21 protein-coding genes are annotated in these 22,263 nt (G+C 56.7%); 12 read left to right on the top strand and 9 right to left on the bottom strand.

Going from position 1 to position 22,263, the window contains the following annotated elements; translation table 11 throughout:
- Nucleotides 1–31 precede the first annotated feature (31 nt).
- The 7 genes from PFY00_RS04400 to PFY00_RS04370 are packed head-to-tail and all read left to right on the top strand — an operon-like array spanning nucleotide 32 to nucleotide 5,793.
- On the top strand, nucleotides 32–919 hold the full coding sequence (locus tag PFY00_RS04400) for a MurR/RpiR family transcriptional regulator (protein ID WP_271431284.1): 888 nt from the start codon (nucleotides 32–34) through the stop codon (nucleotides 917–919).
- A 5-nt stretch (nucleotides 920–924) separates the two neighbouring features.
- Nucleotides 925–2,004, top strand: a complete 1,080-nt coding sequence (locus PFY00_RS04395) for an aromatic ring-hydroxylating oxygenase subunit alpha (RefSeq protein WP_408648443.1) — start codon at nucleotides 925–927, stop codon at nucleotides 2,002–2,004.
- Nucleotides 1,997–2,413: a GFA family protein gene (locus tag PFY00_RS04390; protein ID WP_271431282.1), complete on the top strand. Its 417-nt coding sequence runs from the start codon at nucleotides 1,997–1,999 to the stop codon at nucleotides 2,411–2,413. Before PFY00_RS04395 ends, PFY00_RS04390 begins: the two co-directional genes overlap by 8 nt.
- Nucleotides 2,410–3,231, top strand: coding sequence for a hypothetical protein (locus PFY00_RS04385; RefSeq protein WP_271431281.1), 822 nt, complete (start codon nucleotides 2,410–2,412; stop codon nucleotides 3,229–3,231). The genes PFY00_RS04390 and PFY00_RS04385 overlap by 4 nt, the downstream gene beginning before the upstream one ends.
- A complete protein-coding gene (locus PFY00_RS04380) occupies nucleotides 3,224–3,967 on the top strand; it encodes a sulfotransferase-like domain-containing protein (protein ID WP_271431280.1) in 744 nt (247 codons plus the stop codon). Before PFY00_RS04385 ends, PFY00_RS04380 begins: the two co-directional genes overlap by 8 nt.
- Complete coding sequence (locus PFY00_RS04375; RefSeq protein WP_271431279.1) at nucleotides 3,964–5,409, top strand: aldehyde dehydrogenase family protein; 1,446 nt, start codon at nucleotides 3,964–3,966, stop codon at nucleotides 5,407–5,409. Before PFY00_RS04380 ends, PFY00_RS04375 begins: the two co-directional genes overlap by 4 nt.
- Before the next feature lie 3 nt (nucleotides 5,410–5,412).
- A complete protein-coding gene (locus PFY00_RS04370) occupies nucleotides 5,413–5,793 on the top strand; it encodes a carboxymuconolactone decarboxylase family protein (RefSeq protein WP_271431278.1) in 381 nt (126 codons plus the stop codon).
- A 12-nt stretch (nucleotides 5,794–5,805) separates the two neighbouring features.
- Here the strand turns inward: PFY00_RS04370 and kynU are convergent, their stop codons facing one another.
- The 5 genes from kynU to PFY00_RS04345 all read right to left on the bottom strand — a co-directional run bounded on the left by kynU (nucleotide 5,806) and on the right by PFY00_RS04345 (nucleotide 11,325).
- Nucleotides 5,806–6,993, bottom strand: coding sequence for a kynureninase (gene kynU, locus PFY00_RS04365; RefSeq protein WP_271431277.1), 1,188 nt, complete (start codon nucleotides 6,991–6,993; stop codon nucleotides 5,806–5,808).
- A 133-nt stretch (nucleotides 6,994–7,126) separates the two neighbouring features.
- Entirely contained in the window at nucleotides 7,127–8,173 is a 1,047-nt protein-coding gene (locus PFY00_RS04360) for a glycosyltransferase family 4 protein (protein ID WP_271431276.1), read from the bottom strand.
- Between the two features lie 21 nt (nucleotides 8,174–8,194).
- Nucleotides 8,195–9,181: a glycosyltransferase family 2 protein gene (locus PFY00_RS04355; RefSeq protein ID WP_271431275.1), complete on the bottom strand. Its 987-nt coding sequence runs from the start codon at nucleotides 9,179–9,181 to the stop codon at nucleotides 8,195–8,197.
- Nucleotides 9,182–9,192: 11 nt separating this feature from the next.
- Nucleotides 9,193–10,116, bottom strand: coding sequence for a glycosyltransferase family 2 protein (locus tag PFY00_RS04350; protein WP_271431274.1), 924 nt, complete (start codon nucleotides 10,114–10,116; stop codon nucleotides 9,193–9,195).
- Nucleotides 10,117–10,119: 3 nt separating this feature from the next.
- On the bottom strand, nucleotides 10,120–11,325 hold the full coding sequence (locus tag PFY00_RS04345) for an oligosaccharide flippase family protein (protein WP_271431459.1): 1,206 nt from the start codon (nucleotides 11,323–11,325) through the stop codon (nucleotides 10,120–10,122).
- 216 nt (nucleotides 11,326–11,541) lie between these two features.
- Here PFY00_RS04345 and PFY00_RS04340 point away from each other — a divergent pair, with 216 nt between their 5' ends.
- Nucleotides 11,542–12,762: a polysaccharide biosynthesis/export family protein gene (locus PFY00_RS04340; protein ID WP_271431273.1), complete on the top strand. Its 1,221-nt coding sequence runs from the start codon at nucleotides 11,542–11,544 to the stop codon at nucleotides 12,760–12,762.
- A gap of 16 nt (nucleotides 12,763–12,778) precedes the next feature.
- On the opposite strand, the gene PFY00_RS04335 is transcribed toward PFY00_RS04340, so the two are convergent.
- From PFY00_RS04335 to PFY00_RS04325, 3 genes are all read right to left on the bottom strand, one after another.
- Complete coding sequence (locus PFY00_RS04335; RefSeq protein ID WP_271431272.1) at nucleotides 12,779–15,310, bottom strand: PAS domain-containing hybrid sensor histidine kinase/response regulator; 2,532 nt, start codon at nucleotides 15,308–15,310, stop codon at nucleotides 12,779–12,781.
- Entirely contained in the window at nucleotides 15,307–15,819 is a 513-nt protein-coding gene (locus PFY00_RS04330; protein ID WP_271431271.1) for a molybdopterin-dependent oxidoreductase, read from the bottom strand. The genes PFY00_RS04335 and PFY00_RS04330 overlap by 4 nt, the downstream gene beginning before the upstream one ends.
- Nucleotides 15,820–15,934: 115 nt before the next feature.
- Nucleotides 15,935–17,326 (bottom strand): WecB/TagA/CpsF family glycosyltransferase, encoded by a 1,392-nt coding sequence (locus tag PFY00_RS04325; RefSeq protein WP_271431270.1) that lies wholly within the window; start codon nucleotides 17,324–17,326, stop codon nucleotides 15,935–15,937.
- Between the two features lie 319 nt (nucleotides 17,327–17,645).
- Between PFY00_RS04325 and PFY00_RS04320 the strand changes: the two genes are divergently transcribed.
- The 3 genes from PFY00_RS04320 (at nucleotide 17,646) to PFY00_RS04310 (ending at nucleotide 21,218) form a co-directional block, all read left to right on the top strand.
- Nucleotides 17,646–18,260, top strand: a complete 615-nt coding sequence (locus tag PFY00_RS04320; protein ID WP_271431269.1) for a response regulator transcription factor — start codon at nucleotides 17,646–17,648, stop codon at nucleotides 18,258–18,260.
- Nucleotides 18,261–18,462: 202 nt separating this feature from the next.
- Nucleotides 18,463–19,899 carry a GumC domain-containing protein gene (locus PFY00_RS04315; RefSeq protein WP_271431268.1) on the top strand — a complete coding sequence of 479 codons (1,437 nt, stop codon included), beginning with the start codon at nucleotides 18,463–18,465 and terminating at the stop codon, nucleotides 19,897–19,899.
- 2 nt (nucleotides 19,900–19,901) lie between these two features.
- Complete coding sequence (locus PFY00_RS04310; RefSeq protein ID WP_271431267.1) at nucleotides 19,902–21,218, top strand: O-antigen ligase domain-containing protein; 1,317 nt, start codon at nucleotides 19,902–19,904, stop codon at nucleotides 21,216–21,218.
- Nucleotides 21,219–21,248: 30 nt separating this feature from the next.
- Here PFY00_RS04310 and PFY00_RS04305 read toward each other — a convergent pair whose 3' ends face one another.
- A complete protein-coding gene (locus PFY00_RS04305) occupies nucleotides 21,249–21,503 on the bottom strand; it encodes a hypothetical protein (RefSeq protein WP_271431266.1) in 255 nt (84 codons plus the stop codon).
- 139 nt (nucleotides 21,504–21,642) lie between these two features.
- On the opposite strand from PFY00_RS04305, the gene PFY00_RS04300 reads away from it, so the two are divergent.
- Nucleotides 21,643–22,251: a protein-methionine-sulfoxide reductase heme-binding subunit MsrQ gene (locus tag PFY00_RS04300; protein ID WP_271431265.1), complete on the top strand. Its 609-nt coding sequence runs from the start codon at nucleotides 21,643–21,645 to the stop codon at nucleotides 22,249–22,251.
- Nucleotides 22,252–22,263: the final 12 nt, after the last annotated feature.

Genomic DNA, 22,263 nt, shown 5'->3' with positions numbered 1-22,263 from the left:
CGCTAGTAGGACAAATGTACCATCGTCAATCATGAATGACACAACTGTATCAAATTCCATTCTCGAACGACTCGCTGACGAACTCGGCGATCTCACACCCGAGGCCCGCAAGGCAGCCACCTATGTTCTGGAAAACCCGCATGACGTGGGCGTCTCTACCGTGCGGGAGATCGCGCAGGCCGCCAAGGTCAAACCCAACACCTTTGTGAGAATGGCCAGGCAGGTCGGCTTTGAAGGTTACGAGGACTTTCGCGCGCCTTTCCGCGAAGCGATCCGCAACGGCGCTGCCAGCTTTCCTGATCGGGCCAGATGGCTACAGGATATTCGCAAGTCCGGGGATCTGGGCGGCCTATTTGCCGATATGGCCGAAGGTGCAATCCGCAATCTCGAAGATACATTTGCTGCGATCGATGCCGACGCCATGCAGGCTGCGGCCGAGGCAGTCTGGAACAGCCGTCATGTCTATACACTAGGCGTTGGGGTGAACAACGCGAACGCGCGCAATTTCACCTATCTGGCCTCGACAGGGATGACGCAATTCCATGCAATCCCACGGCCTGGTTCAACCGCGATTGATGATCTGGCCTGGGCCAACCAAAGCGACGTGCTGATCGCCATGACCTGCAGGCCATATCGAACCGAGGTGATTGAAGCGGTCGAAGTCGCGCGCGAACAGGGTATGACGATCATTGGCATATCAGACAGCCCAGCCAGCCCAATCATCCGGGCTGCGGATCATGCCTTTGTCGTTGCCGCAGACACACCGCAGTTTTTCCCATCGTCGGTTTCAACGGTCGCATTGTTGGAAACGCTGCTCAGTTTTGTCATCGCCGTCGCCAGTGATGAAATCGTGACACGGGTCGAAAAGTTTCATCGGCGCAGGCACCAACTCGGCATCTATGCGGAGGATCCTGAATGAACGACATGTCCAAGCCTCTGAGATCGCTTGAGGCGCGATATTACACTGATCCCAAGGTCTTTGAGATCGAAAAAGCCGGTCTGTTGGCAAACACTTGGCAGTTCGCCTGCCACAGCAGCCAATTGGAAAACCCAGGTGATTACGTTGCCTTCGATCTTGGCGATGAAAGCCTGTTTTCAATCAAAGGGCGCGATGGCACGATCCGAACATTCTACAATGTCTGCCAGCATCGGGCTCACCAGCTTGTCAGCGGTGAAGGGTCAACGCGGGTAGTGGTTTGCCCCTATCACGCCTGGACCTACGAGTTGACGGGTGCGCTGCGGGCGGCGCCCAACTCCAAATCGGTGCCCGGATTCGACAAATCGCAAATTTGCCTGACCGAAATCCGGACCGAAGTGTTTCTCGGCTTTGTCTTTGTGAACCTGGATTCCAACGCAGCCCCAATGGATGACTGGTTCCCCGGTGCGCGCGCGGAATTGGAGAGCTTCGTGCCCAATTGGGCCGATCTCAAACCGCTCGAATGGGTGGAAATTCCCGAGAACTGCAATTGGAAAGTTTCGGTCGAGAACTATTCCGAATGCTACCATTGCAGCCTAAACCATCCGACCTTTGCCACCGGTGTGGTTCGTCCCGAAACCTATGACATCCAGCCTCAGGGTCATTGCCTGCGTCACACGACCGAGTGCAACGATCTATCTCAAATGACCTATGACATTCACAGCGGTTTTGAAAACAACGACAAATATTCCAGTTGGTTTCTCTGGCCGATGTTTTCCTTTCAGGTCTATCCCGGCAACCTGCTGAACACCTATCACTGGCGTGCCGTGGACGCAGACCATGTTGTGGTTTGGCGCGGGTGGTATTCGGTTGGCGGCTTTGATGACGAAACCGTTCGCAGGATGGCGCAACAAGACCGCGCCACGACAGTCGAAGAAGATATTCATCTGGTAGAATCCGTGCAGCGGGGCCTGAAATCCCGTGGCTACGTGCCGGGACCTCTGGTTGTTGATCCGGGGTGTGGCGTGAATTCTGAACATTCGATCATGCATTTGCAGCGCTGGATGAGAGAGGCAATCGATGGCTGAACTGAGCGGACGGTGTTCCTGCGGCAAAGTCACTTGGCATGCCAAGGGGTCAATTCTATGGGCAGGCATCTGTCATTGCGAAAGCTGTCGCCGGGCCACCTCAGCGCCCATGAACGCCTTTTTCGGGCTCGAACGCCAAGCCGTGGCATGGAACGGGCAACTGAGCGATGTGTTTTCAAGCGGCGGCAGCGTACGGCGGCAATTCTGCCCCGCGTGCGGAACCCATATGACTTACCAAAGCGATCAATGGCCGGAAGAAACGCATCTCTACGCAGCAACTCTCGACGATGCCTCGGCGTTCATCCCCGAAGCGCACTATCACTGGGCTGAACGCCTACAGTGGGTCGCAATCAAAGATGGGCTGCCAAAGCATCAAGCCTCGGCTGATGCAGAAGGAGATCCGACATGATGCCGTCGTACTGGACGCCCGAGCAAAAGCTTTTCCCGCATCAGGTCGGATTTACCTGCCCACCCTTTGATTTTGATGCAGCACCCTCTGACTTCCTGCGCATGTGTCCTGAAACGGTCGGCGTGCACGGCTGGATGCTGCACGTTCCTGACTACGTTCACGGACTGGATCAACGGAAACAGAACTTTGGGATACTCGAAGATTTCGTGCACTGCATGTCGCGCAATGGCGTTGATGTATGTGGACAGGTCGGGTCGAACTGGGTGCATGCCAGCGGTCTGGGCGTAGAAGGGATACGCCGCCATTGCGAAGCCCTGTCCGACAAATATCAAACGCGGTTTCACATGGCTGGCTACGCCATGATCGAAGCGCTGCGTGCCATGAATGTGGAAAAAGTTGCGCTCAACGCTGCCTATCACTGGCCCGAATGGTGGCAGGGCACAGCGGGTTTTCTGAAAGAGGCCGGCTTTGACGTACTGTGGGCCGGGAACTTCGTGGATCAGGGCTGGTTCCAGAGCCAAGAGGCCGTTAACGAAAAACGATGGATTTTTGACGGTGCGCTCTTCGACAAAAGTTTCGAATATGTCGCCGAGCAAGCGCCCAAGGCAGATGCATATCTGATCAACGGCATGTGCAATTTCAGAAGCGGTCCGAACGGACTGCCTCAGCGTCCGCTACATTTGGCCCGCAATCTGGAAGCCCGACTTGGGAAGCCTGTCATCGGACATGACACCGCATTGTATTGGCGGATCATGAAAGACCTTGGCATCGCCCCAACGACACCGCAAAGCCAGCTTCTGGAGAGCCTTCATGCATAAAATTGTCGCGCTTTGGGCCGTGCCACGATCCACATCCACCGCCTTTGAATGGATGATGCGCCAACGTGGCGATCTCGATTGCCTGCACGAACCTTTTGGCGAAGCGTGGTATCAGGGTGAAGACCCACTTTGGCCGCGCTTTAGGGCTGGTGAAAAAACAACACCCGGCCTGACCATAGAAAGCGTCTGGGACGACATAAAAACCCGCGCCCAGCGCGGGCCGGTCTTCATCAAAGACTTTCCACATTACATCAACCACATGTGGACGCCGGACTTTCTAGCGAATTTCACCCATGCCTTCCTGATCCGGGACCCGGCAAAAACCATCAGTTCCATGTATGCGAAATGGCCGGATTTTGACGAGTTGGAGGTGGGTTTCCCGGAACAACGCGCGCTCTTTGATCTGCTATCCGCCTTACAGGGCGCAGCCCCTCCCGTGATCGACAGTGATGACCTTCTGGAAAACCCCGCAGCCATGACTGCCGCGTTCTGCGAGGCCGTCGACATTCCATATTTGCCTGAGGCCCTGTCATGGGAACCCGGAGGCGATCCTTCGGCGCACAGCTGGTGGGATGGGGGATCGTTTCACGCCAATTTGGCAATGTCAGATGGTCTGAAGCCTCAAAAACGACGCTATATCGAAATTGATGACGCACCAGAACGGGTGCGGCGGGTTCATCGGCGTATGCAACCCCATTACGCTCACCTGTATCAGCATCGATTGAGACCCACATGAAAGACTATTGGCAGAACTACATCGACGGCGCCTTTGTAGACGGCGGCGCTGGCCGTATCGATGTCACCAACCCCGGAACCGGCGAACATCTGGCGCAGCATGCACTGGCTGACGCAGCAGACGTAGATCGCGCGGTCTTGGCCGCCAAACGTGTACACCAATCCGGAGCGCTAAGTGATCTACGCCCCGTCGAGAGAGGGCGCATGGTTCAAGCCATGGGGCGCTATCTTCTGGAGCAGATCGATGAAATCGCCCCGATCCTGACACAGGAACAGGGCAAACCGCTGTGGGAATCTCGGATCGAGATCGAAGGCGCTGCGCGGTATTTTGAATACTACGGCAATCAGGCTGAAACCGTCGAAGGTCGTTCCATCCCTCTGGGCCGTGGCTATTTCGACTTCACGACGTACGAACCTTTTGGCGTGTCGGCGCAGATCATCCCATGGAACTACCCAATCGAAATGACCGCCAGATCGCTGTCGGCGGCGCTGGCCACTGGCAATGCCTGTGTGATCAAGACACCTGAACTGACACCTTTGTCGAATGCATGGTTCGCCCAGGCAGCCGAGGCTGTCGGACTGCCGTCCGGGGCAGTGAACATTCTTTGTGGATTGGGCCACACCGCAGGCGCGGCGTTGACCGCGCATCCTGACGTAAATCAAATCGTCTTTACCGGTTCTGTTCAGACCGGGATCGCAATTGCGACAGCAGCGGCACAAAACGTAGTGCCCTGCGTTCTGGAACTGGGTGGGAAATCCGCGGCCATCGTGCACAGCGATGCTGATCTGGCGGCGTTTGAAAACGACGTGCGCTGGGGCATCTTTTTCAACGCGGGGCAGGTCTGCTCTGCCATGAGCCGCGTCATCGTGCATGACAGTGTTCACGATCAATTGGTCGAACGCATTGCAGGCGTTGCGAACGGTTTGAAAGTGCTTCCCGGAATGGAACAGCCCGAGTTTGGTTCGACGATGGGCGCCATGGTTTCGGACGCTCAACGCGACCGCGCAGAGGCGATGGTCGCCCGGGCCGTTGCCCAAGGGGCCAAAGCTGTCACTGGTGGTCACAAGCTGAACCGGCCGGGGGCATTTCTTGAGCCAACGGTTCTGACAGACGTGACGCCCGATATGGACATTGCACAGCAAGAGGTCTTTGGCCCTGTCCTTTCAGTGCTGCGCTTTTCCGAAGATGAACAGGCCATCGAAATCGCCAATGGCACACCTTATGGTCTGGTCGGCGGCGTATTCACCTCGGACCTCGACCGCGCTACCACGGCTGCCCGCAAAATTCGGGCCGGGCAGGTTTTTGTCAACGAATGGTATGCAGGTGGTGTGGAAACGCCGTTCGGCGGATACGGACAATCGGGCTACGGAAGAGAAAAGGGGCGCGAGGCTCTTTGGAACTACGTTCAGACCAAGAACGTCGCGATCAAACTGAAAGGCTAAGGCATGAGCACTTTTGATGAGGACCTGTTTCTGAAGGGTCTGGAGCAACGCAAGGCAACCCTTGGCGCAGAGTATGTGGAAAAGAACCTCGCTGCGGCAGATGATTTCACCCGCCCCTTTCAGGAAGCCATGACAGCTTGGTGCTGGGGCTTTGGCTGGGGGGACGACGTCATTGATGCCAAGACGCGATCCATGATGAATCTGTCAATGATCGGCGCACTGGGCAAAATGCACGAATGGGAAATCCACTGCCGTGGGGCAATCAACAACGGTGTTTCGCCCGAAGAAATCCGCGCGATTATCCACGTGGTCGGTATCTATTGCGGCGTACCGCAAGCCTTGGAATGCTTCCGCGTTGCGCGCAAGGTCCTCGAAGAAGGCTGAACATAAGCCTTTTCAGGTCACTCTGGATTTCTGGTGGTACTCAGGGCGATCCCATAGATCGCCGCGCATTACCTCTTCGATGATATCGGCAGCCGCCAGAACATCGGTTTCGTCGATATACAGCGGCGTGAATCCAAATCGCATGACATCCGGCGCGCGGAAATCACCAATAACGCCGCGATCGATGATGGCTTGCATCGCTGCATAGCCATTGTCGAAAGCGAAGGACACCTGCGAGCCGCGCCGCGCTCCATCCCGCGGGCTGATCAATCGCAGCATCGGGCAACGCTTTTCGACTTCGGCAATGAACAGATCAGACAAGGCAACCGACGCGCTGCGCAATTCTGCCATATCAACCCCATCCCAAGCATCCAGTGCGGCCTCGAGCGCGGCCATTTGCAGAACAGGCGGCGTGCCCACACGCATGCGTTCAATCCCAAGGCCAGCCCTGTAATTCGGCTCAAAGGCAAAGGGGGCGTCATGGCCCAGCCATCCTGCCAAAGCCGGCTGAATGTCTGGCGCCAAATCAGGGCGCACATAGATAAAGGCCGGCGCGCCCGGGCCACCGTTGAGGTATTTGTATGTACATCCAACGGCAAATTCGCAGCCGGATTCTTTCAGCTTCACTTCGAGCGCGCCTGCACTGTGGGCAAGATCCCAGATCATCACAGCACCAGCCTCATGCGCTGCACGCGTGATTGCCGACATCTCATGTTTGCGACCAGTCCGGTAATCGACCTCGGTCAGCATGACCACCGCGACACTTGCGTCGATGCTGTCTGCGACGTCTTCTGGTGCAACAGTTTTCAGCTGATACCCAGCGTTCTTCAACGCGATCAAACCTTCGGCCATATAAAGATCTGTTGGGAAGTTCCCTGTGTCAGACAGGATCACGCGCCGGTCAGGGCGCATTTGCAGTGCAGCGGCCAATGCCTGAAAGACCTTGATCGAAAGCGTGTCACCCATCACCACCGATCCGGGCTCTGCGCCGATCAAAGCACCGACCCGATCACCAACCCGCGATGGCTGATCCATCCAGCCGCAAAGATTCCATCCGCGGATCAGTTGCTGGCCCCATTGATCCTGCACCACGCGTTGCACAGCATCGGACGCTGATTTTGGCAGCGGGCCAAGCGAGTTTCCATCCAGATAGATGACGCCCTCAGGCAGGTCGAAAAGATCTTTGCGCGGCAAGGACATGCAAGGGCTCCTGTGAGTGTTCAATCCCTCTTTGGAGCAAGGTCCCGGCCCGCGCAAGCACGCGGGCCGGGACAGGCCGGGCAAAAGTTGAGCAGGAAAGCCCGGAAAAGGCGGAAGCAGGTCGAAGACCGACTTAGTTTGCGGAAACGACCGCCAAACCAGCCGCGCCGTTCTTGGTTTTGCGGATGCGCACGGACTGTTGCGGCAAATGGTGCTCGATCAATCCCTGCCAGTTCTCGGCAAATGCGGCTTCGCATCCAGCGACCCGATCCGGTGCAACCGCATTCACATCCTGAGCCAGCGTTTCTTGCAGAACTTTTGTCCAGTCGCGAATATTGTGACCTCTGACAAAACGGGCATCATCCCCACCGCTCATGGAAAGACCGTCCATGTCGGTGCACACAAGTCCCCGTCCGGCAGCCCGGGCTTCGAGCGCGACAAGACCAAATGCTTCCCAGCGTGATGGCATGGCGACCACGTCTATCGCATTCATGACAATCTCGGGTCGGTCACAATAGCCATAGAAACAAATGCGCGGATCACCATTCGCAATCTCGCGCAACGCTTCCTCTTCAGGACCCACACCATAGACATGCAACGCAATGTCACGATCAGGAAGCGACCGGAACGCCTGCAACAGAACATCAAAACCCTTTTGACGATGCAGCCGTCCGATGGCTCCGATGACACGCGGTTTGCCAGTCGGGGCCTTCAAGGCGCGGAACTGATCCAGCGGAACGACCGGCGCAATCACGCGCAAGGTCTGCTCAGACACAAGACGACGGCGCTTCAGCCACGCGCCTTGCTCGGCGCTGACGGCGACAACGGTGTCAAAAAGCGCATAGGCGGTGCGCAACATGGTAAAGAAACGCAGCTTGGATTTGACGTTCAGAATGGTGAACGCCTCGGTGTAGCTGTGCTCCACATGCACCAAAGGGGTACCCGCATGACGGGCGCGAAAAGTGATCAAAGCAGGAAGACGGCGCCAATTCATGCTGAGATGCGAGACAATCATGTCGGCGTTGCAGTGTGGCAAGCGGCCTCTGGGTGATACCGTTTGCACGATGTGTTCACCGGCATCGGCCATCATCGGACATGTCCGAATGTGTTCCAGAACACGGGTCACACCGCCCGGCGTTGCGTCGTCAACAAGATGAAGGATTTGGGGAAGCTTGGTCATTTGGATTGTCACTTTCTTGAATCAGGAACGAACGGCACGGAGCAACGAACGGGCAATGCGGATCGGTGCATCACCGAAACGCGCTGTCAAATGAGCGGCCACAAAGGTGGTCACACTGCGGATTGGTTCTTCGAGCAGCGGTGTTCGGGACTGGTTGAACGCACGCGAGACAAGGTCACGTGCCGCGTGGCCATCGCCGCTGCTCACAGCGCGGCGTGCGAGATAGCGCAACTGATAGGCACGCGCCGCACCTTCGTGTTCGGCAAAGAACTCAGGGGCCAATGCACGAAGCTTGCTGACCATCCGTTCCCAAGACGCCAACTGTGCATTGACGTTTGCCGACAACCCATCCGGGTTCACGCGGTATTCAGTCAGAAGACCGGGAACACCCTCGACAAGCCAATCCGTGGACAGGCACAGACGCAACCAGCATTCAATGTCTTCAGACTGGCGGAAGGTTTCATCAAAGACCCAATCGCGGTGCAGCTCGGTCGCCGGGCGCCATGTCAACGCTTCCAGAGCCTCGCGGCGCGCAACAAGGGCCGACCCGTTACCAATCGGATTGCGTTTGAAAACATGTGCGGCGGTGACGCCACGCAACTTTGGTCGCTGTGCATGCCCGATGCGCTGGCCGTCGTTGTCGATCATCGCCGAACCGGAATAGCTGAGACCCACTTCGGGATTGTCCTGCAGATGCGCCACATGAGTTGCCAGCTTTTCCGGCATCCAGATGTCATCAGCATCGCAAAACCCAATGACCATACCTTTGGCCGCGGCGATGCCGCTATTCCGCGCGCCTGCGAGCCCGCGGTTGAATTGGCGGACAAGCCGAATGCGATCGTCGCGCATGGCGAATTCATTTGTAACCTGCGCGGTCGCATCAATTGATCCATCGTCTACAACAACGATTTCCAGATCGCGAAAAGTTTGCGAAACCAATGACTTGAGAGTCTGGGGCAACGTCGATGTCGCGTTGTAAGCAGGAACTACGATAGTGGCATAAGGCATGGGTACGTTCCTTAGTTAGAGAAGAGGAATTGGCGTGCCGATTGAGGCAGGACAGGAAGGCACAGTGCGGCCATTGCGATCATTCCGCCGCGACGCAAAGGCAGCAAAAAGGCCGTCGCGCTGTTCCGGCATCCTTCGGCCACAAGTTCGCGCACAGTCTGAGCTGGCGCTCCCAAGCGCAAAGCCCGGCGCGCGAGATAGCGCATGTACACAGCTTCGCCGCGTGGGTTCGGAGCAAACCCATGCTGTTGCGCAGTGACCAATGCTTCAACGCGACCAGCACGCATGGCGTCCAAATCAGCGGACAAGCCGCCTTGGCTCAGCCGGTACAACACGTGGTCAGAGTTGATACCTTTGAGGCTATTGCCCCGACCGACGAGACGGATCAGAAATTCCAGATCTTCGTTGTGAACCATGTCTTCGCGAAAACCGCCAACATCACGGAAGGTCTCACGCCAGATTGACAGGTTGGACATGGTGCAAACGGGGTTTTCACCCATCAGCTGAGGAACAGTCACGGCACCGGCCGGTACGGTCGAGCGTGTCCGCACCACACTTGGGTCATCGTTGAAAAATCCGATGCGGCCGTAAACTGCATCTGCCTCAAGGTTTAGAAGGTTGTCGGCGACTTCGCGCAGCTTGCGCGCCTCCCACAGATCATCAGCATCACAGAAGGCGACAATCGGCGCACGTGCTTCTTTCAAAGCACCATAGTTGCGCGCTGCGCTCGGCCCTTTGCCTGGATTGCGAACGAGGCGAATGCGGGCATCTTCGCTCGCCAGTTTGCTGGCGATCTCGCGGCTGGCATCTGTTGAACCGTCATCAACCAGAATTGCTTCCCAACCTGTCAGGGTCTGAGACTGCAAAGAGGCGATTGTCGCGGGCAGAGTTTCGGCAGCATTGTAGACGGGGATGATGATAGAAATCAGTGGCATTGTTCAAACACTCACACGATTGTTGAAAAGGGCGATTTGAAGCACCGGGCGCGACAGCAGCAGCATCGTGACGCAGGAGATGGCCAGGTATCCCCAAGCGATTGCGACCAATCCGTAGGGTGCGGCGATCACTGTGCTGGTGATCGTGGCAACAGTCAGAATTGCCGTGCCGCGCAGTTCCCGGATGGGGCGGTTTTCGGCCCGCAGCCAACCGGCTGTCGCGGTCCAAAGCATTGTGGGGATGGCAACGAGGCACAGAATAGACACAGGTTCTGCAAGACCGTCCCAACCGTCCCCGAGCAGCCACGGCACATACCAAGGTGCCAGAAGCGACTGAAGAACAACGGCGGGAGCAACAAGTCCGATTGAGACGGCCAGACCCTGCCGCATAGCGGCAGACCGGTCATCGCTGGCGCACAGATGAGGGAACAGTACGGCAGCGAAAGCTGTAGAGAAGGAAGTGGCAAGGCTCAGACCAGCGTTGAAGGCCATGAAGTACATGCCCAAAAGTTCAGGTCCAAGCAGCGCGCCGATGATCAGTTTGTCTGCGTGCAGACGAGCAGTTTTGACAACTTCGGTGCCCAGAACGGGCCAACCAAAGCGTACAAACGGCATGATCGCGGATTTACCAGCGCTTGGCTTTGCAGTCCAAGGATGCAAACGGCGCATCGCGATCAGCCAGAACGGCGCAGTCAGCAGGCGCGGAAGAACCAGCGCCAGCGCAGATGGCCAGACGATCGCCAGAACGACCGACATCAGGTTGGCCATGACAGCCTGCCCGCCGGCAATTGCCGCCGTTTGCTTGAGCTTGCCATTCCGCAGCGCTAGGCCGGTTTGCACAAGGCCGCCCGGCATAAAGAGATATTCACCTGCCAGCACAAGGATCAATGCAGCCAGCGTCACGTTTCCTGTGACAGCGTAGACCGCACCAGCAATCGCCACCTGAATGACGAACAATCCAGTGCACCAGATCCAGAACAGGCCATGTGCCCGGTTGCACGTCGCATCGAGCTCTTCTTCGCGAGCTGCGATGATGCGTTGGCCGACTCCGTTTTCCGTCAATGACTTAAGCAGGTCACCCGTCGCAAGCGCAGCCGCCGCGATACCGATTTCAGCCACATCCAGTGTCCGCGCAACAGCGACCACAACGAACAAGCGCGAAAGCTTGGTCGCGATCTCGGATGCGCCATAAGCCAGCAGGTGGCTCATCATGGAAGCAGCGGGTTTCGACACGGTTCAGGTTCCTTTTCAACTTGGAACCATTGATACCTGCCCCGGGTACTTCACGTCTCGGACGCGGCAGGAGGGCAACAGACCGCGAATGATTGAACTTATATCCAATCGGGTATCGCATTTATCCAGTCGTCCGATTAAACAGACGACTGAGTTTGCTTATCACCTGGGGGTGGCTAAGCGAGGGTACTCATGTTCTTGGTAAATAACAGATTGCTGGGCTCGGTATTGGGCTTCGCATTTGTCGTTGGCTGCACACCTGCGCCAACGCCCGAGAATATTGCGCCTGTCGAAAGCGGCGGCGCATATCAGGCACAATACCGTGACTTGGCACCAATTGACGGATCGGGGGAGTTTCTCTTTTCCGCGCAGATGAACGCTGAAAAGTGCCGCCCGTTCGCTGGTGGCAAAGGTTTCGGCAAAGCCGGGCCGCGTGTGCCGTCCATTTTGCTGGGCGAACGTCTGTCCCGTGATGATCTGGTGGACGTGCGGGTTGCCGATGACGAAACCTTCAACGGGCAATACGTGATTTCCCGTGACGGCAAACTGAAGTTGCCGTTCCTCCCGGCGATCACTGCGCAGGGACGCCAACCAGAAGACGTTCAAGCAGAAGTGGCCCGGCTTTTGGTCCGCGAAGGTTTCTACGACGAACGACCCAGAATTTCGTTGCGCCTTGCCGACTTCGCGAGGGTGAACGTCGCGGTGTCCGGTGCTGTGTTCGAACCACATTCCATCGTCATCGGTGGCCGGTCCGCAACCGACATAGACATCATGCGACAGCAAGCTCTGGGTGCTTCGACCGAAGCGCGCAACCTTTCCGTCGCGCTGCGATCGGTGGGCGGCGTCCGGCCTGATGCAGATCTGTCTGCCGTAGAACTCCACCGTGGCGGAAAAAAATATGTTCTGGATATGCGCGGCGTTTTTGAAGGGCGTCACGCAACAGATATCATTCTGCTGACCGGCGATGAAATCGTAGTTCCCTCGCGACTGTGCTTTCAGGATGACTTGATGCGTCCCGGGCCCGTCAGCCCGCCCGGCATCTCGCTGTATTTGTCCAACCTCACACAGACTGCGCTGGCAAATGCGCCATCCGCCATTGGGCGTGATGTAAGAGAGGTTCCTTACGGCGCGCGCTTTATGCAAGCTGTCGTCGATACCAACTGTGTTGGTGGCGCCAAGGCGAGCAGCGCACACCGGTGGGCGATCCTGTTCACCCGCGATCCGATGACTGGTGTTTCGATTGTGATCGAACGCAACATCGAAGAAATGCTTCGCCGCGCAGATCGGGATGACTATGACCCGTACCTGCTGCCGGGTGACGCCATCGCTTGCTATGACAGCCGCATCACGAACCTCGCAGAAGCCGCGCGTGTCATTGGTGCAGTCGCAGGCGCCGCGGCCGTCCTGCCTTAAAACTTAGAAAGGCGCGTCAGGCCAATGTTGGCTCTGGCGCGTCTTGCCACGCCTTGCGCGCGGATTCCAAGGCGCTATCCAGCGCGCTGCCGTCGCCCGCTTCGGCGGCCATTTCAACAGCAACCAGCGCTTCGCGCAGTCCAGACTGACCAAAGGCCGCCGCGCTGCCCGCAACCTTGTGGGCACGCTCTGCGATTTCGTTGTGATCCGAAGGAGCGCTTGCCAGCCAGTCGAACAAGTCGCGCGTTTCGTCAATGTGACGATGCTTGAGTTTTTCCAACGGGCTCAGTTCTACGGCGTGTTCCATTGGCTTTTCCACCTTTGGTTTGTCTGTGGTGTGTGAATGATCAGCCCCGGGGCCAAACTTTGCCAAAACCTGACGCAGTTCGTTTTCGTTCAGCGGCTTCGGCAAGAAACCTGTCATACCAGCCGCGGTAAACCGGTCTTTGGCTTCCGGCAGTACGTTCGCTGAAAAAGCAATGATCGGGGCATCATGATTTACACCGCCGCCTTCGCGGATCAGGCGAGTGGCGCCCAATCCGTCCAGCTTTGGCATGCGAATATCCATCAGGATCAGGTCAAAGCGCCGAGTATTGGCCGTCTCGACAGCCTCTTCACCATCACGCGCGACCGTCACGGTATGACCATGGCTGACCAGCATTTCCCGCGCGACTTCAAGATTGATTTCGTTGTCTTCCACCAAAAGCAGATCACAGGGAACAACCTGGACTGGCTGCTCCGGGATGTGACTGACTTTGGGACCAGTTTCGGGCGCGACAGGAATGCGCAGCCAAAATACACTTCCCTCTCCGGGCGTGCTTTCGACGCCAATTTCGCCGCCCATTGCTTCGATGAATCGACGCGCAATGCCGAGCCCAAGTCCGGTGCCGGAAACGCCGGCAACATTCGCGTCATCGATGGTTTGGAAATCATCAAAGATGCGCTCTTGGTTCTCGTCTGAGATCCCAATACCGGAATCGATCACTCGCATTTCAAGCGCGCGTTCCTCGCCGGTCAGCCTCGATTGTTCCATTTCAATTGAGATTCTACCGTCGTGTGTGAATTTGATCGCATTACCGACGAGATTCAGCAAAACTTGCTGCAAACGAGACGCATCGATGCGGACCCATTCCAGCGGTTCATCCAACCAACCCCACTGGATGTGATTGCCGTTGGCTTCGGCGGCGCTGGCCTGCGCGTCCACAATTCCCTGAACCAGTTGGCCAAGATGAACAACTTCTTCTTTGGACGTAGAAGTTCCAGATTCAAAACGTGCCACGTCGAGAACCGCATCAACATGATGCATGAGCGTTTCGCCCGACAGACCCATATTTCGCACATAGCGGTCCTGCCCTTTGGACAAATGGGTCTTTTCCAGCAACGCAAGGTTCCCCAACAGCCCGTTCAAAGGTGTACGGATTTCATGCGTCATCATCGCCAAAAATTCTGCCTTGGCCTTTTCACCCGCCAATGCCTTGTCTCTTGCCTCGACCAACTCGTTTTCAGAGGCAACGCGATGAGAAATGTCACGCAGGAACGCGACCACGAGTTCGTCGTCGTCGGCCTGCGCTTTTTCCAGCGCGAGTTCGACAGGGAACACTTCGCCATTCTTGCGCTTCGCCTCGAGACGGACGCGGCCATGCCCGACAACCTTCTGTTCGCCGGTTTCACGCATTCGTTTCATTCCCGCATCATGAGCGGGCTTCAGGTGATCCGGAATAATGATCTCACCGATATTTTTTCCAACCACGTCATCGAAAGAGTGCTGAAAAATGCGTTCAGCCGCAGAATTAAAGTTGAGAATCCGACCGTCCAGATCGGATACGACCACCGCATCCAGCGAGGTTTCCAAAATGGTATTCAGGCGCGCATAAGCATCGGCCAGTTCGTATCCATGGTTTTCTGTCTCTTTGCTGACCCGGCGCGTATGTCCTAGCAAAATGACCAGAGCCATTAGCAGTGCAACCGTGATCAAGGCCAATCGAAGCAAAGTCCAGGACACTGACGCCCGGCTGCGGTCTGACAACTCAGCGAAATATTGTAGCCCCGTTGTCGATGCACGACGCAGCAACGGCCTGATTTCGTTGGCCTCCTGATGCAGCAAAGGCAACCCTTGGCGCAACTGGTCAGCGCTGCCATCGATCACCGGGATCATGTTTTCAAGTTTCGCCCGGATCTCTGCGATCGGCTGACCGAATTCGTTGATCGCCCGCAAATCCGTATAAAGAGAGCCGACGGCAAGCGTTGTCATACGGCTGTAGAAAACGTCAAATTCCACAACGAGGAAATCAAGCTGTCTTTGGCTACTGTCTTGCTGCGCCGCTATAACAGCGTTTTCAAATTCCAGAAGCTCAACTTCGGACTGTGAAAGTACCCAATGGACATTGTCGGAACTGGCAGAGTTCAGGAACCGCAGCTCCTGAACAATCTCAGAAACCAGAAAAACAATGGATACAACGCAAAGCAGCCCGATCCCTGTTAACAGGATCCGGCCACGGCGCCACAGCGAAGCGTCGCCCTCTCGCCTATTCGAAAGGGCCTGAATCATTCTTCGATGGTCATTCGATCCAGCTGCCATATGCTACGTGAATAAATCACTTCTGTTCTATAGTCACTGGAAGATGAGAACGGGTAGATTACCCAAAGTGGACCTTTGTCGCGGCGCGACATCTGCTGGCCGTCCATGGCAAAAGCCACAATCGGCCCACCTGCCGTCGCATCAGAGGTCGGGATCTCTACGGTGTAGTCATTGATAGCGGTTGCTTTGATCAACCCACCTTTTGCGCCAACATGCTCCAAGAGGGTCTCAAGACGCACACCTGTAAACGTATGGGTGGCCGGCGTCCAAATCGTTTCGGTTACGATTTCAGCGTTATCAAGGGCACGGAGCATGACACGATCAAACTGTGCGGTGCCGTCGACATTGGTGTTTTCGATCTCACCTGAAATGGTCAAGATCACAGGACCTGTCGGTTTCGGCAACGTGTCAGAATAGAGCGGCGCAGCAAACGTTGCAAAGGCGAACGTCAGCGCAATTGCCAGACGGTGAAATGTCATGTCATGCCTCCTTTTTGATTGCCTGCACCATTTCACACAGATCGGGAGTTCGCACTTGGCCATCGGGATGAAGGGCCTACCCATTCGGATAGCCCCTCCTATCTATTCTACATTTTTAGTAGGCACCCCGCCCTGAGATTACAGCGCGTGCGGTCAGCGCCAAAAGCATCACGTCGAGCAGAACACTGCGGGACCGGACATAGGCCACATCCATGTCCACCATTTTGTCGAACCCGATGTCGGCACGACCAGACACTTGCCAAAGGCCGGTGATCCCGGGACGGGCATCCAGACGTTCCATGGCAACGCCAGGGTAGGCTGCAACTTCACGTGGCAGAGCCGGGCGCGGACCAACAAGCGACATGTCACCCTTCAGAACGTTCAGGATCTGCGGCAGTTCATCCACAGAGTAGCGGCGCAGCCAACGGCCAACACGGGTTACCCGAGGATCGTGACGCGCTTTGAAGCAGATACCGTCGCGATCTGACTGGGCGCGAATGGCCGCCAGGCGTTCCTCGGCGTCCGTATGCATCGTCCGAAACTTGAAGATCGTAAAGGTTTCGCCATTGCGGCCAACGCGTTCCTGCCGGAACATCGCGGGTCCTTTGCTCTCAAGACGGATCAGGGCGGCGACGAACAACAGGATCGGAGCGAGCATCAGAACCAGCGCACCACTCAGGACAAAATCCATGGCGCGTTTGGCAACAGCGCCATTGGACTTTTCCTGAACCGCATGAACTGCAGCCCGTGCCAGGAAGGTGCCGTTTCCGATAAGGTAACGTTTGGCCAAACGGCGTGGTTCTTGCATCAGTCGCCACACCCATTCGGATTTTGCTTTGCGAACCCATTCAGGGGCCCGGACGACGTTTCCAGCGAGAAAATCAAAGAGTGCGCCGACACCCAGAACAAGCCGTGCGTTCAGGTCAGGCAGATTCCTGTCGATCCACATTTCCTGCAGGGGAACACCCATCGCGACAAGAACAATGTCGGCACCAGACGCGTTGATCACGTCAATGGCGTTCTGTTCGTCTGCTGCGCCAGCATATCCATCCAGCGTACCTGCAATCCGCAGGCCCGGGATTTGGGTGGCCAGCTTGTTGGCGGCCTGTTCAGCCGTACCCGGGCGAGCACCAAAGAGGAAAACCGACATGCCGCGGCGCGACGCCGCGTGGAGCAAAGCAGGAGTGAAATCGGTGCCGTTCAGGTTTTCAGTCAGGCCCCCACCCGACATTCTGGCCGCCAGCTCAACACCGATCCCATCAGGAAGGATTGCATCCGCACGCGCAAGAGCAGAAGCATATTCGCGATCCTTGGCGCGTAGGTTCGCGCAATGTGCGTTCAGGAAGTAGACGCTGCGTGCAGCACCTGACAACAAAGCTTCGACTGCCTGCTCGGACGTTGTGTCGACAACGGGCAAACCGAGAACGTTGCGCGTAGGCAACTCATAGTGCGGCTTGTCAAAGGCTGGAACGGCGTTCCGGAAGTGTGTTGGCAGCTGGTGTTGCATGTGGGGGCTCCAAGGCATGTGATTTCGTTGCCCTAGAGGTGCGCCATAGCACCCGATTCCCGCAATTTCGCCTCCGTACTAGTGACTTACGCATCGGTGAGCCGAACGGCGCATAGGCGCGATATAGGCTCGGAAGGTTATCCACAGACGCCCAGAGGAAGCGCGCCTTACCCGGTCGTTCAGATCGCGCTATCCGTTGGTGTAGCGCGATGCACCCATTCTTGACCCAATTTCTCCCTAAAATGGAACTTTACCTTCATGCATATTGAAAAAATGGCGTATGCTTTGTTGCAAAGACTACCAGAGGTGAATTTTGAAGATGCGGGTATTGATAGCCGATGACCACGACCTGCTCCGCGATACTCTTATTGCCTTTCTAGGGGCAGAAGAGGGTATTGAGCTAAGCAGCGCGTCCAGTTTTGACGAAGCCTGCATCAGGATCAATGAAGACGAGGCGTACAATCTTGTGCTTCTCGACTACAAGATGCCTGGAATGAACGGTCTCGACAGTCTGGCAAAGGCTTTGGAAATGAACGGCGGCCAGCGCGTCGCGTTGATTTCCGGTCAAGCGACCAAAGAGATTGCGGAACAGGCGCTCAGCATGGGGGCTGCGGGTTTCGTGCCTAAAACCCTGCCTGCAAAGTCTCTTGTGAATGCGATCAAATTCATGGCTATGGGCGAACAGTTTGCCCCCATTGATTTCATGACTGCGCCGGATTCGACCGAATCCCACCCAATGGCCAAAGGTTTGACGAAGCGCGAACTGGAAGTGCTACAGGGCCTGACCGAGGGCAAATCCAACAAGGAAATCGCCCGGGATCTGGACCTGACAGAGCCGACAATCAAACTTCATATGAAAACGCTGTATCGCAAACTCGACGTGAACAACCGCACCCAGGCCGCGATTGTCGCGCGCGACGCTGGTCTTTTTTAGACGAACTCCGGGTATTGTGTATCGATAGAGGCACGCTGTTTTGGGACAGCGTGGCCGCTATTCTTTTCTGAAAACCAATGTTTTTTGCCCCCGAACTGTCCCAAGGGATAGTTTTTGGGGCAAACGCCCGAATCCCCATACCTCCTGCGCATAACACGTCCGGCTCAAACTCCTTTATCTCTGTTCGCGAAGGAGAACCCGGATGACTATGCAAGATATTTCGCCGAACGATCTGCGGTCGAGTTTCAAGTCGAACATGAACGCGCAGCAAGCGTTGCGGCGCGCATTTCGTGGTGGATCGACCCGCGACGTACGTCGGCTGCCCCGCTATGTCTGGTTCTGCATTTTGGGACTCACGATTATATGGACCCCAATCAATACCTATCTGAAAACAGCCGCCCCGGCATTTGACAGCCACATGTCTTTGATCCTGCCCGGCTCTGGATCTGCCTCCTCTGTGAACCTTGCAAACATTGGTCAGGCATCCAGCCACGCAAGCTCGGCCTTTGCCAGCAACTCTGTCAGCCCCACCGAAACATACAAACGCCTTCTCGCGGCTGATCGCGTGATAAAAGACGCGGCGGGGCGCCTCGGCATCACGGCCAAGGAGTTTGGCAAGCCGCGCGTGCAACTCGTCGATCAAACGGCCTTCATTCACGTTAAACTGACGGCGTCCGACCCGGTCGCAGCGCAGTCCCGCAATGCTGCTCTTCTGGCCGCCTTTTTTGACGAAATCGACCGCCTGCGCGGCGACGAGTTGAACAGTCGTGAGGACGGCAGCTTAAGCGCAATCCGCGACTATCGGGATTCCGTATCCGCGACACGGTTGGAAATCGAACAGCTGCGTTCTGAAACAGGATTGCATTCGGCAGAGCAATACAATCGTCAGGTCGATGAAGCCGACGAACTGCAAGCACGCATCGACACAGCAAACTCCGAATACGAAAGCAAGGTCGCATCTGTTCAGCGGCTTGAAGATCGTCTTGGGGCTGATGCGGATACGGCCTCCCGCATTCTGCGTCTCAATGGCGACACGTCCTATATCGCTCTGGTCGAAGCAATGGCCGACGCGGCAGCAGAGCTGGCGCAGGCCCGCGCCAACTATGGCGATCGCCACCCTAAAGTTGAAAAGGCCGCAGCGGCCATGGAGTCAGCCCGGACAAAAGCCGCTACACGCGCAGCAGAATTGACCGGCGATGCCAGCGCTCTGGAACGGTCTGTTGATGGCGGTCGCGCCGCGCTTTTGACCGAGTTGGTTCGTCAAGAGTCCGAGCGGGTTGGACTGCTGGCCGAGCTTGAAGAAATGCGCGCCCTGTTCCAACTGCAAACCGCGCGTTTGAACCGGTTGGCCCCCAAGGCTGCCCGGCTGGAAGATCTGCAACGCGACTTCAACGTCGCCGAAGCGGTCTTTGCCTCTGCCATCGCGCGCACGCAATCCAAGAAAACCGATGTCTATGCATCTTATCCCTTGGTTCAGGTCCTCGAAGACCCGACCTTCCCTGAAGAGCAATCCGCCCCGCGCAAGAAACTGGCCTTGGCCGCAGGCGGCGCAGCAACCTTCATGCTGCTGTTCGCACTGTCCCTTGGGTGGATCCGAAGCTGGCTGATTGAAATCCTACTGAACGCGAAGAAACGCTAATCATGACTTCCGCGCCAATCAGCCCTCAAAACCCTGCTGAAGCGATGGTCTGGAAGACGATTGTCTGGACCTGGCCGTTCTATGCCGTCGGCGCGTTGTATGTTGTCGGACCGGTTCTGGCATGGTTGATGGCAGGACTGGTGGTCTTGTCGCTCTACCTTGGCCCTGCGATCCGTGACGACTTGAGAGCCACTGGCTCGATCCCACCTGTGATCTGGGGATGGATGATCGGCATGCTGGTCATGCTGGTCGCGCTTTGGATCGGTCATCTGGACTGGGGCTTGGGTCTGAAAAAGACAATCAAATCCTCGATCGGATGGGCAAAGGGCTGGGCGCTTCTGGCGCTGTTTCCTTTGATTGGTGCTGTCCTGCCGATCCGCCGTGAAATCCTGATCCGGGCACAATGCCGTTTGGGGTTCTGGACGCTTTGCATTGCGCCAGTGCTTTTGATCGCGCCCTACGTCGGATTGCCAGAACGCATTTTCACATCTCCGCTCAAGGCGGTTGGCGGACCAGGGCCAGAGTACTTTTCTGTCTACCTGTTTACGTTTGACCCTGCATCCTGGACACCCCGGTGGCAATTCTATGCACCATGGTCGCCCTTTGCAGCCTTGTTGGGCGTGACGATGGTGTTGTTCGCACTGGAAGAAAAAGACAACCGCTGGCGCGCCGCGGGCGTCGCTGCGGGCACTTTGATGATCCTTGCCTCCAAATCCAGAATGGGGCTGGTTGGCTTGGTAGCCTGTACCATCGGGCCACGTCTGATGCCTTTGGTCCTGCGCAGTTGGGCCTGGGCTGCGCTGTCCGGCTTGACGGCCTCGCTGGCGATAACCGGGCCTTGGCTGGCTCAGTCCATTGGGGCCGGTATCGAGGGGTTCAAAGCGGCCCGCGCCGACAGCACCCGCGTGCGCGCAACACTGCAAAGAATTGCCAAAGAGCGCTGGGAAGAAGAAGCCGTCTGGTTCGGTCATGGCACCGTCCAGCCGGGCCCGCATCTGGTCGAATATATGCCAATCGGCAGCCACCACACCTGGTTTGGCCTGCTGTTCGTCAAAGGGCTGGTTGGGTTTCTTGCCTTTCTGGTTCCTCTGCTGTGGCAAACGGGGCTCGCGCTTTGGGATGCCGCGGCAGGGCCGCGTGGCCGCCTGCCCTTGGGTATTTGTATGGTTCTCGTGCTTCTGTCTTTCGGTGAGAACATCGAAATCGAAGCTTACCTTCTCTGGCCGGCATTGGTTTGCCTTGGCATTCACGCACGGGAATGCGCCACCACGCCCAGCCACGAACTGACGTTGAATGAACCAAAGGCGCAGTTCGCCTGATTCATGTCCTGTCAGTGCGTGTTGGTCTCATCAATGATGAGCGGTCGCATAGTCGATCAATCGGCAGGTCAGCATCATTTGCGGGCCGCCGTCTGGCCGGTTCATCAAGACACCGAGAACAGGTAAGTTCCATTCCGGCCGCACGCGCACCAATCGACAGGTCTTAAGATCGTCGCCGCTGCCTTCTTTTGGTAAATCACGAATACCCAAGCCCGCCCACACAGCCAAAACCGCTGCAATAGGGAAGGCCGAATTTCCGGGCCAGACCGGTGAGATCCTGCTCAACCTGATCGCGGAATACTGGACAAAACGACTATACGCGGTGCCGTGGCAAAAAAACCGTAAGCCTGCAAAGTTTTTAGCGGTTTGTGCGACGGATTGGCGACTGTGTTGCGTTTAACAACACAGCGAAAGGAACATTCAGATGAAACAGATCAAATCAATTTGGGATCACCCCTTCACGTTTTGGGCTTTGTTGAGCATTCCGGCCATCCCGATGATCATGGGGCTGGCAAGCGGCGATGCAAAAACGATCCATGAGCTTTTGCATCCGTCCGGCGAATTCGCTGCCCGTTTCATGATCATCACAATGATGATCACACCATTGACGATGCTTCTCAAAGGTTGGCGCGGCCCCCGCTGGCTAATGAAGCGCAGACGGTATCTGGGCGTTGCCGCATTTGGATACGCAGCCTTGCATACAGTGCTCTACCTGATCGACGAAGGCGCCGTTGCATTTACGGGTGGCGAGCTTTCCAAGCTGTATATCTGGACAGGCTGGATTGCCTTTCTCATCTTCGTTCCTTTGGCCGTCACATCAACAGACGGCTGGGTGCGCAAACTGGGCCCAGCATGGAAATCGCTGCAACGTTGGGTCTATGCCGCAGCTGTTTTGACACTGGTCCATTGGGCGGCCTTGCATGACTGGGGCGGGATCGGTCCGGCAATGGTGCATTTCCTGCCGCTGACGCTTCTCGAGATTTATCGCTTCATTTCCAATCGCAATCGGCGAATTGCCCGGGCAGCGGCCTGAACACCTGCCGCC

The organism is Thalassococcus lentus, from assembly GCF_028023555.1.
Classification (GTDB): Bacteria; Pseudomonadota; Alphaproteobacteria; order Rhodobacterales; family Rhodobacteraceae; genus Thalassococcus_A; species Thalassococcus_A lentus.
The sequence above is the reverse complement of the archived record's forward strand: the minus strand, read 5'-3'. Positions and strand labels throughout refer to the sequence as shown.

Excerpts from the sequence above, each read along its gene's own strand:
- PFY00_RS04400 (WP_271431284.1), top strand. The coding sequence starts at position 32 with ATGAATGACACAACTGTATCAAATTCCATTCTCGAACGACTCGCTGAC.
- PFY00_RS04395 (WP_408648443.1), top strand. The coding sequence starts at position 925 with ATGTCCAAGCCTCTGAGATCGCTTGAGGCGCGATATTACACTGATCCC.
- PFY00_RS04390 (WP_271431282.1), top strand. The coding sequence starts at position 1,997 with ATGGCTGAACTGAGCGGACGGTGTTCCTGCGGCAAAGTCACTTGGCAT.
- PFY00_RS04385 (WP_271431281.1), top strand. The coding sequence starts at position 2,410 with ATGATGCCGTCGTACTGGACGCCCGAGCAAAAGCTTTTCCCGCATCAG.
- PFY00_RS04380 (WP_271431280.1), top strand. The coding sequence starts at position 3,224 with ATGCATAAAATTGTCGCGCTTTGGGCCGTGCCACGATCCACATCCACC.
- PFY00_RS04375 (WP_271431279.1), top strand. The coding sequence starts at position 3,964 with ATGAAAGACTATTGGCAGAACTACATCGACGGCGCCTTTGTAGACGGC.
- PFY00_RS04370 (WP_271431278.1), top strand. The coding sequence starts at position 5,413 with ATGAGCACTTTTGATGAGGACCTGTTTCTGAAGGGTCTGGAGCAACGC.
- kynU (WP_271431277.1), bottom strand. The coding sequence starts at position 6,993 with ATGTCCTTGCCGCGCAAAGATCTTTTCGACCTGCCTGAGGGCGTCATC.
- PFY00_RS04360 (WP_271431276.1), bottom strand. The coding sequence starts at position 8,173 with ATGACCAAGCTTCCCCAAATCCTTCATCTTGTTGACGACGCAACGCCG.
- PFY00_RS04355 (WP_271431275.1), bottom strand. The coding sequence starts at position 9,181 with ATGCCTTATGCCACTATCGTAGTTCCTGCTTACAACGCGACATCGACG.
- PFY00_RS04350 (WP_271431274.1), bottom strand. The coding sequence starts at position 10,116 with ATGCCACTGATTTCTATCATCATCCCCGTCTACAATGCTGCCGAAACT.
- PFY00_RS04345 (WP_271431459.1), bottom strand. The coding sequence starts at position 11,325 with ATGAGCCACCTGCTGGCTTATGGCGCATCCGAGATCGCGACCAAGCTT.
- PFY00_RS04340 (WP_271431273.1), top strand. The coding sequence starts at position 11,542 with ATGTTCTTGGTAAATAACAGATTGCTGGGCTCGGTATTGGGCTTCGCA.
- PFY00_RS04335 (WP_271431272.1), bottom strand. The coding sequence starts at position 15,310 with ATGATTCAGGCCCTTTCGAATAGGCGAGAGGGCGACGCTTCGCTGTGG.
- PFY00_RS04330 (WP_271431271.1), bottom strand. The coding sequence starts at position 15,819 with ATGACATTTCACCGTCTGGCAATTGCGCTGACGTTCGCCTTTGCAACG.
- PFY00_RS04325 (WP_271431270.1), bottom strand. The coding sequence starts at position 17,326 with ATGCAACACCAGCTGCCAACACACTTCCGGAACGCCGTTCCAGCCTTT.
- PFY00_RS04320 (WP_271431269.1), top strand. The coding sequence starts at position 17,646 with ATGCGGGTATTGATAGCCGATGACCACGACCTGCTCCGCGATACTCTT.
- PFY00_RS04315 (WP_271431268.1), top strand. The coding sequence starts at position 18,463 with ATGACTATGCAAGATATTTCGCCGAACGATCTGCGGTCGAGTTTCAAG.
- PFY00_RS04310 (WP_271431267.1), top strand. The coding sequence starts at position 19,902 with ATGACTTCCGCGCCAATCAGCCCTCAAAACCCTGCTGAAGCGATGGTC.
- PFY00_RS04300 (WP_271431265.1), top strand. The coding sequence starts at position 21,643 with ATGAAACAGATCAAATCAATTTGGGATCACCCCTTCACGTTTTGGGCT.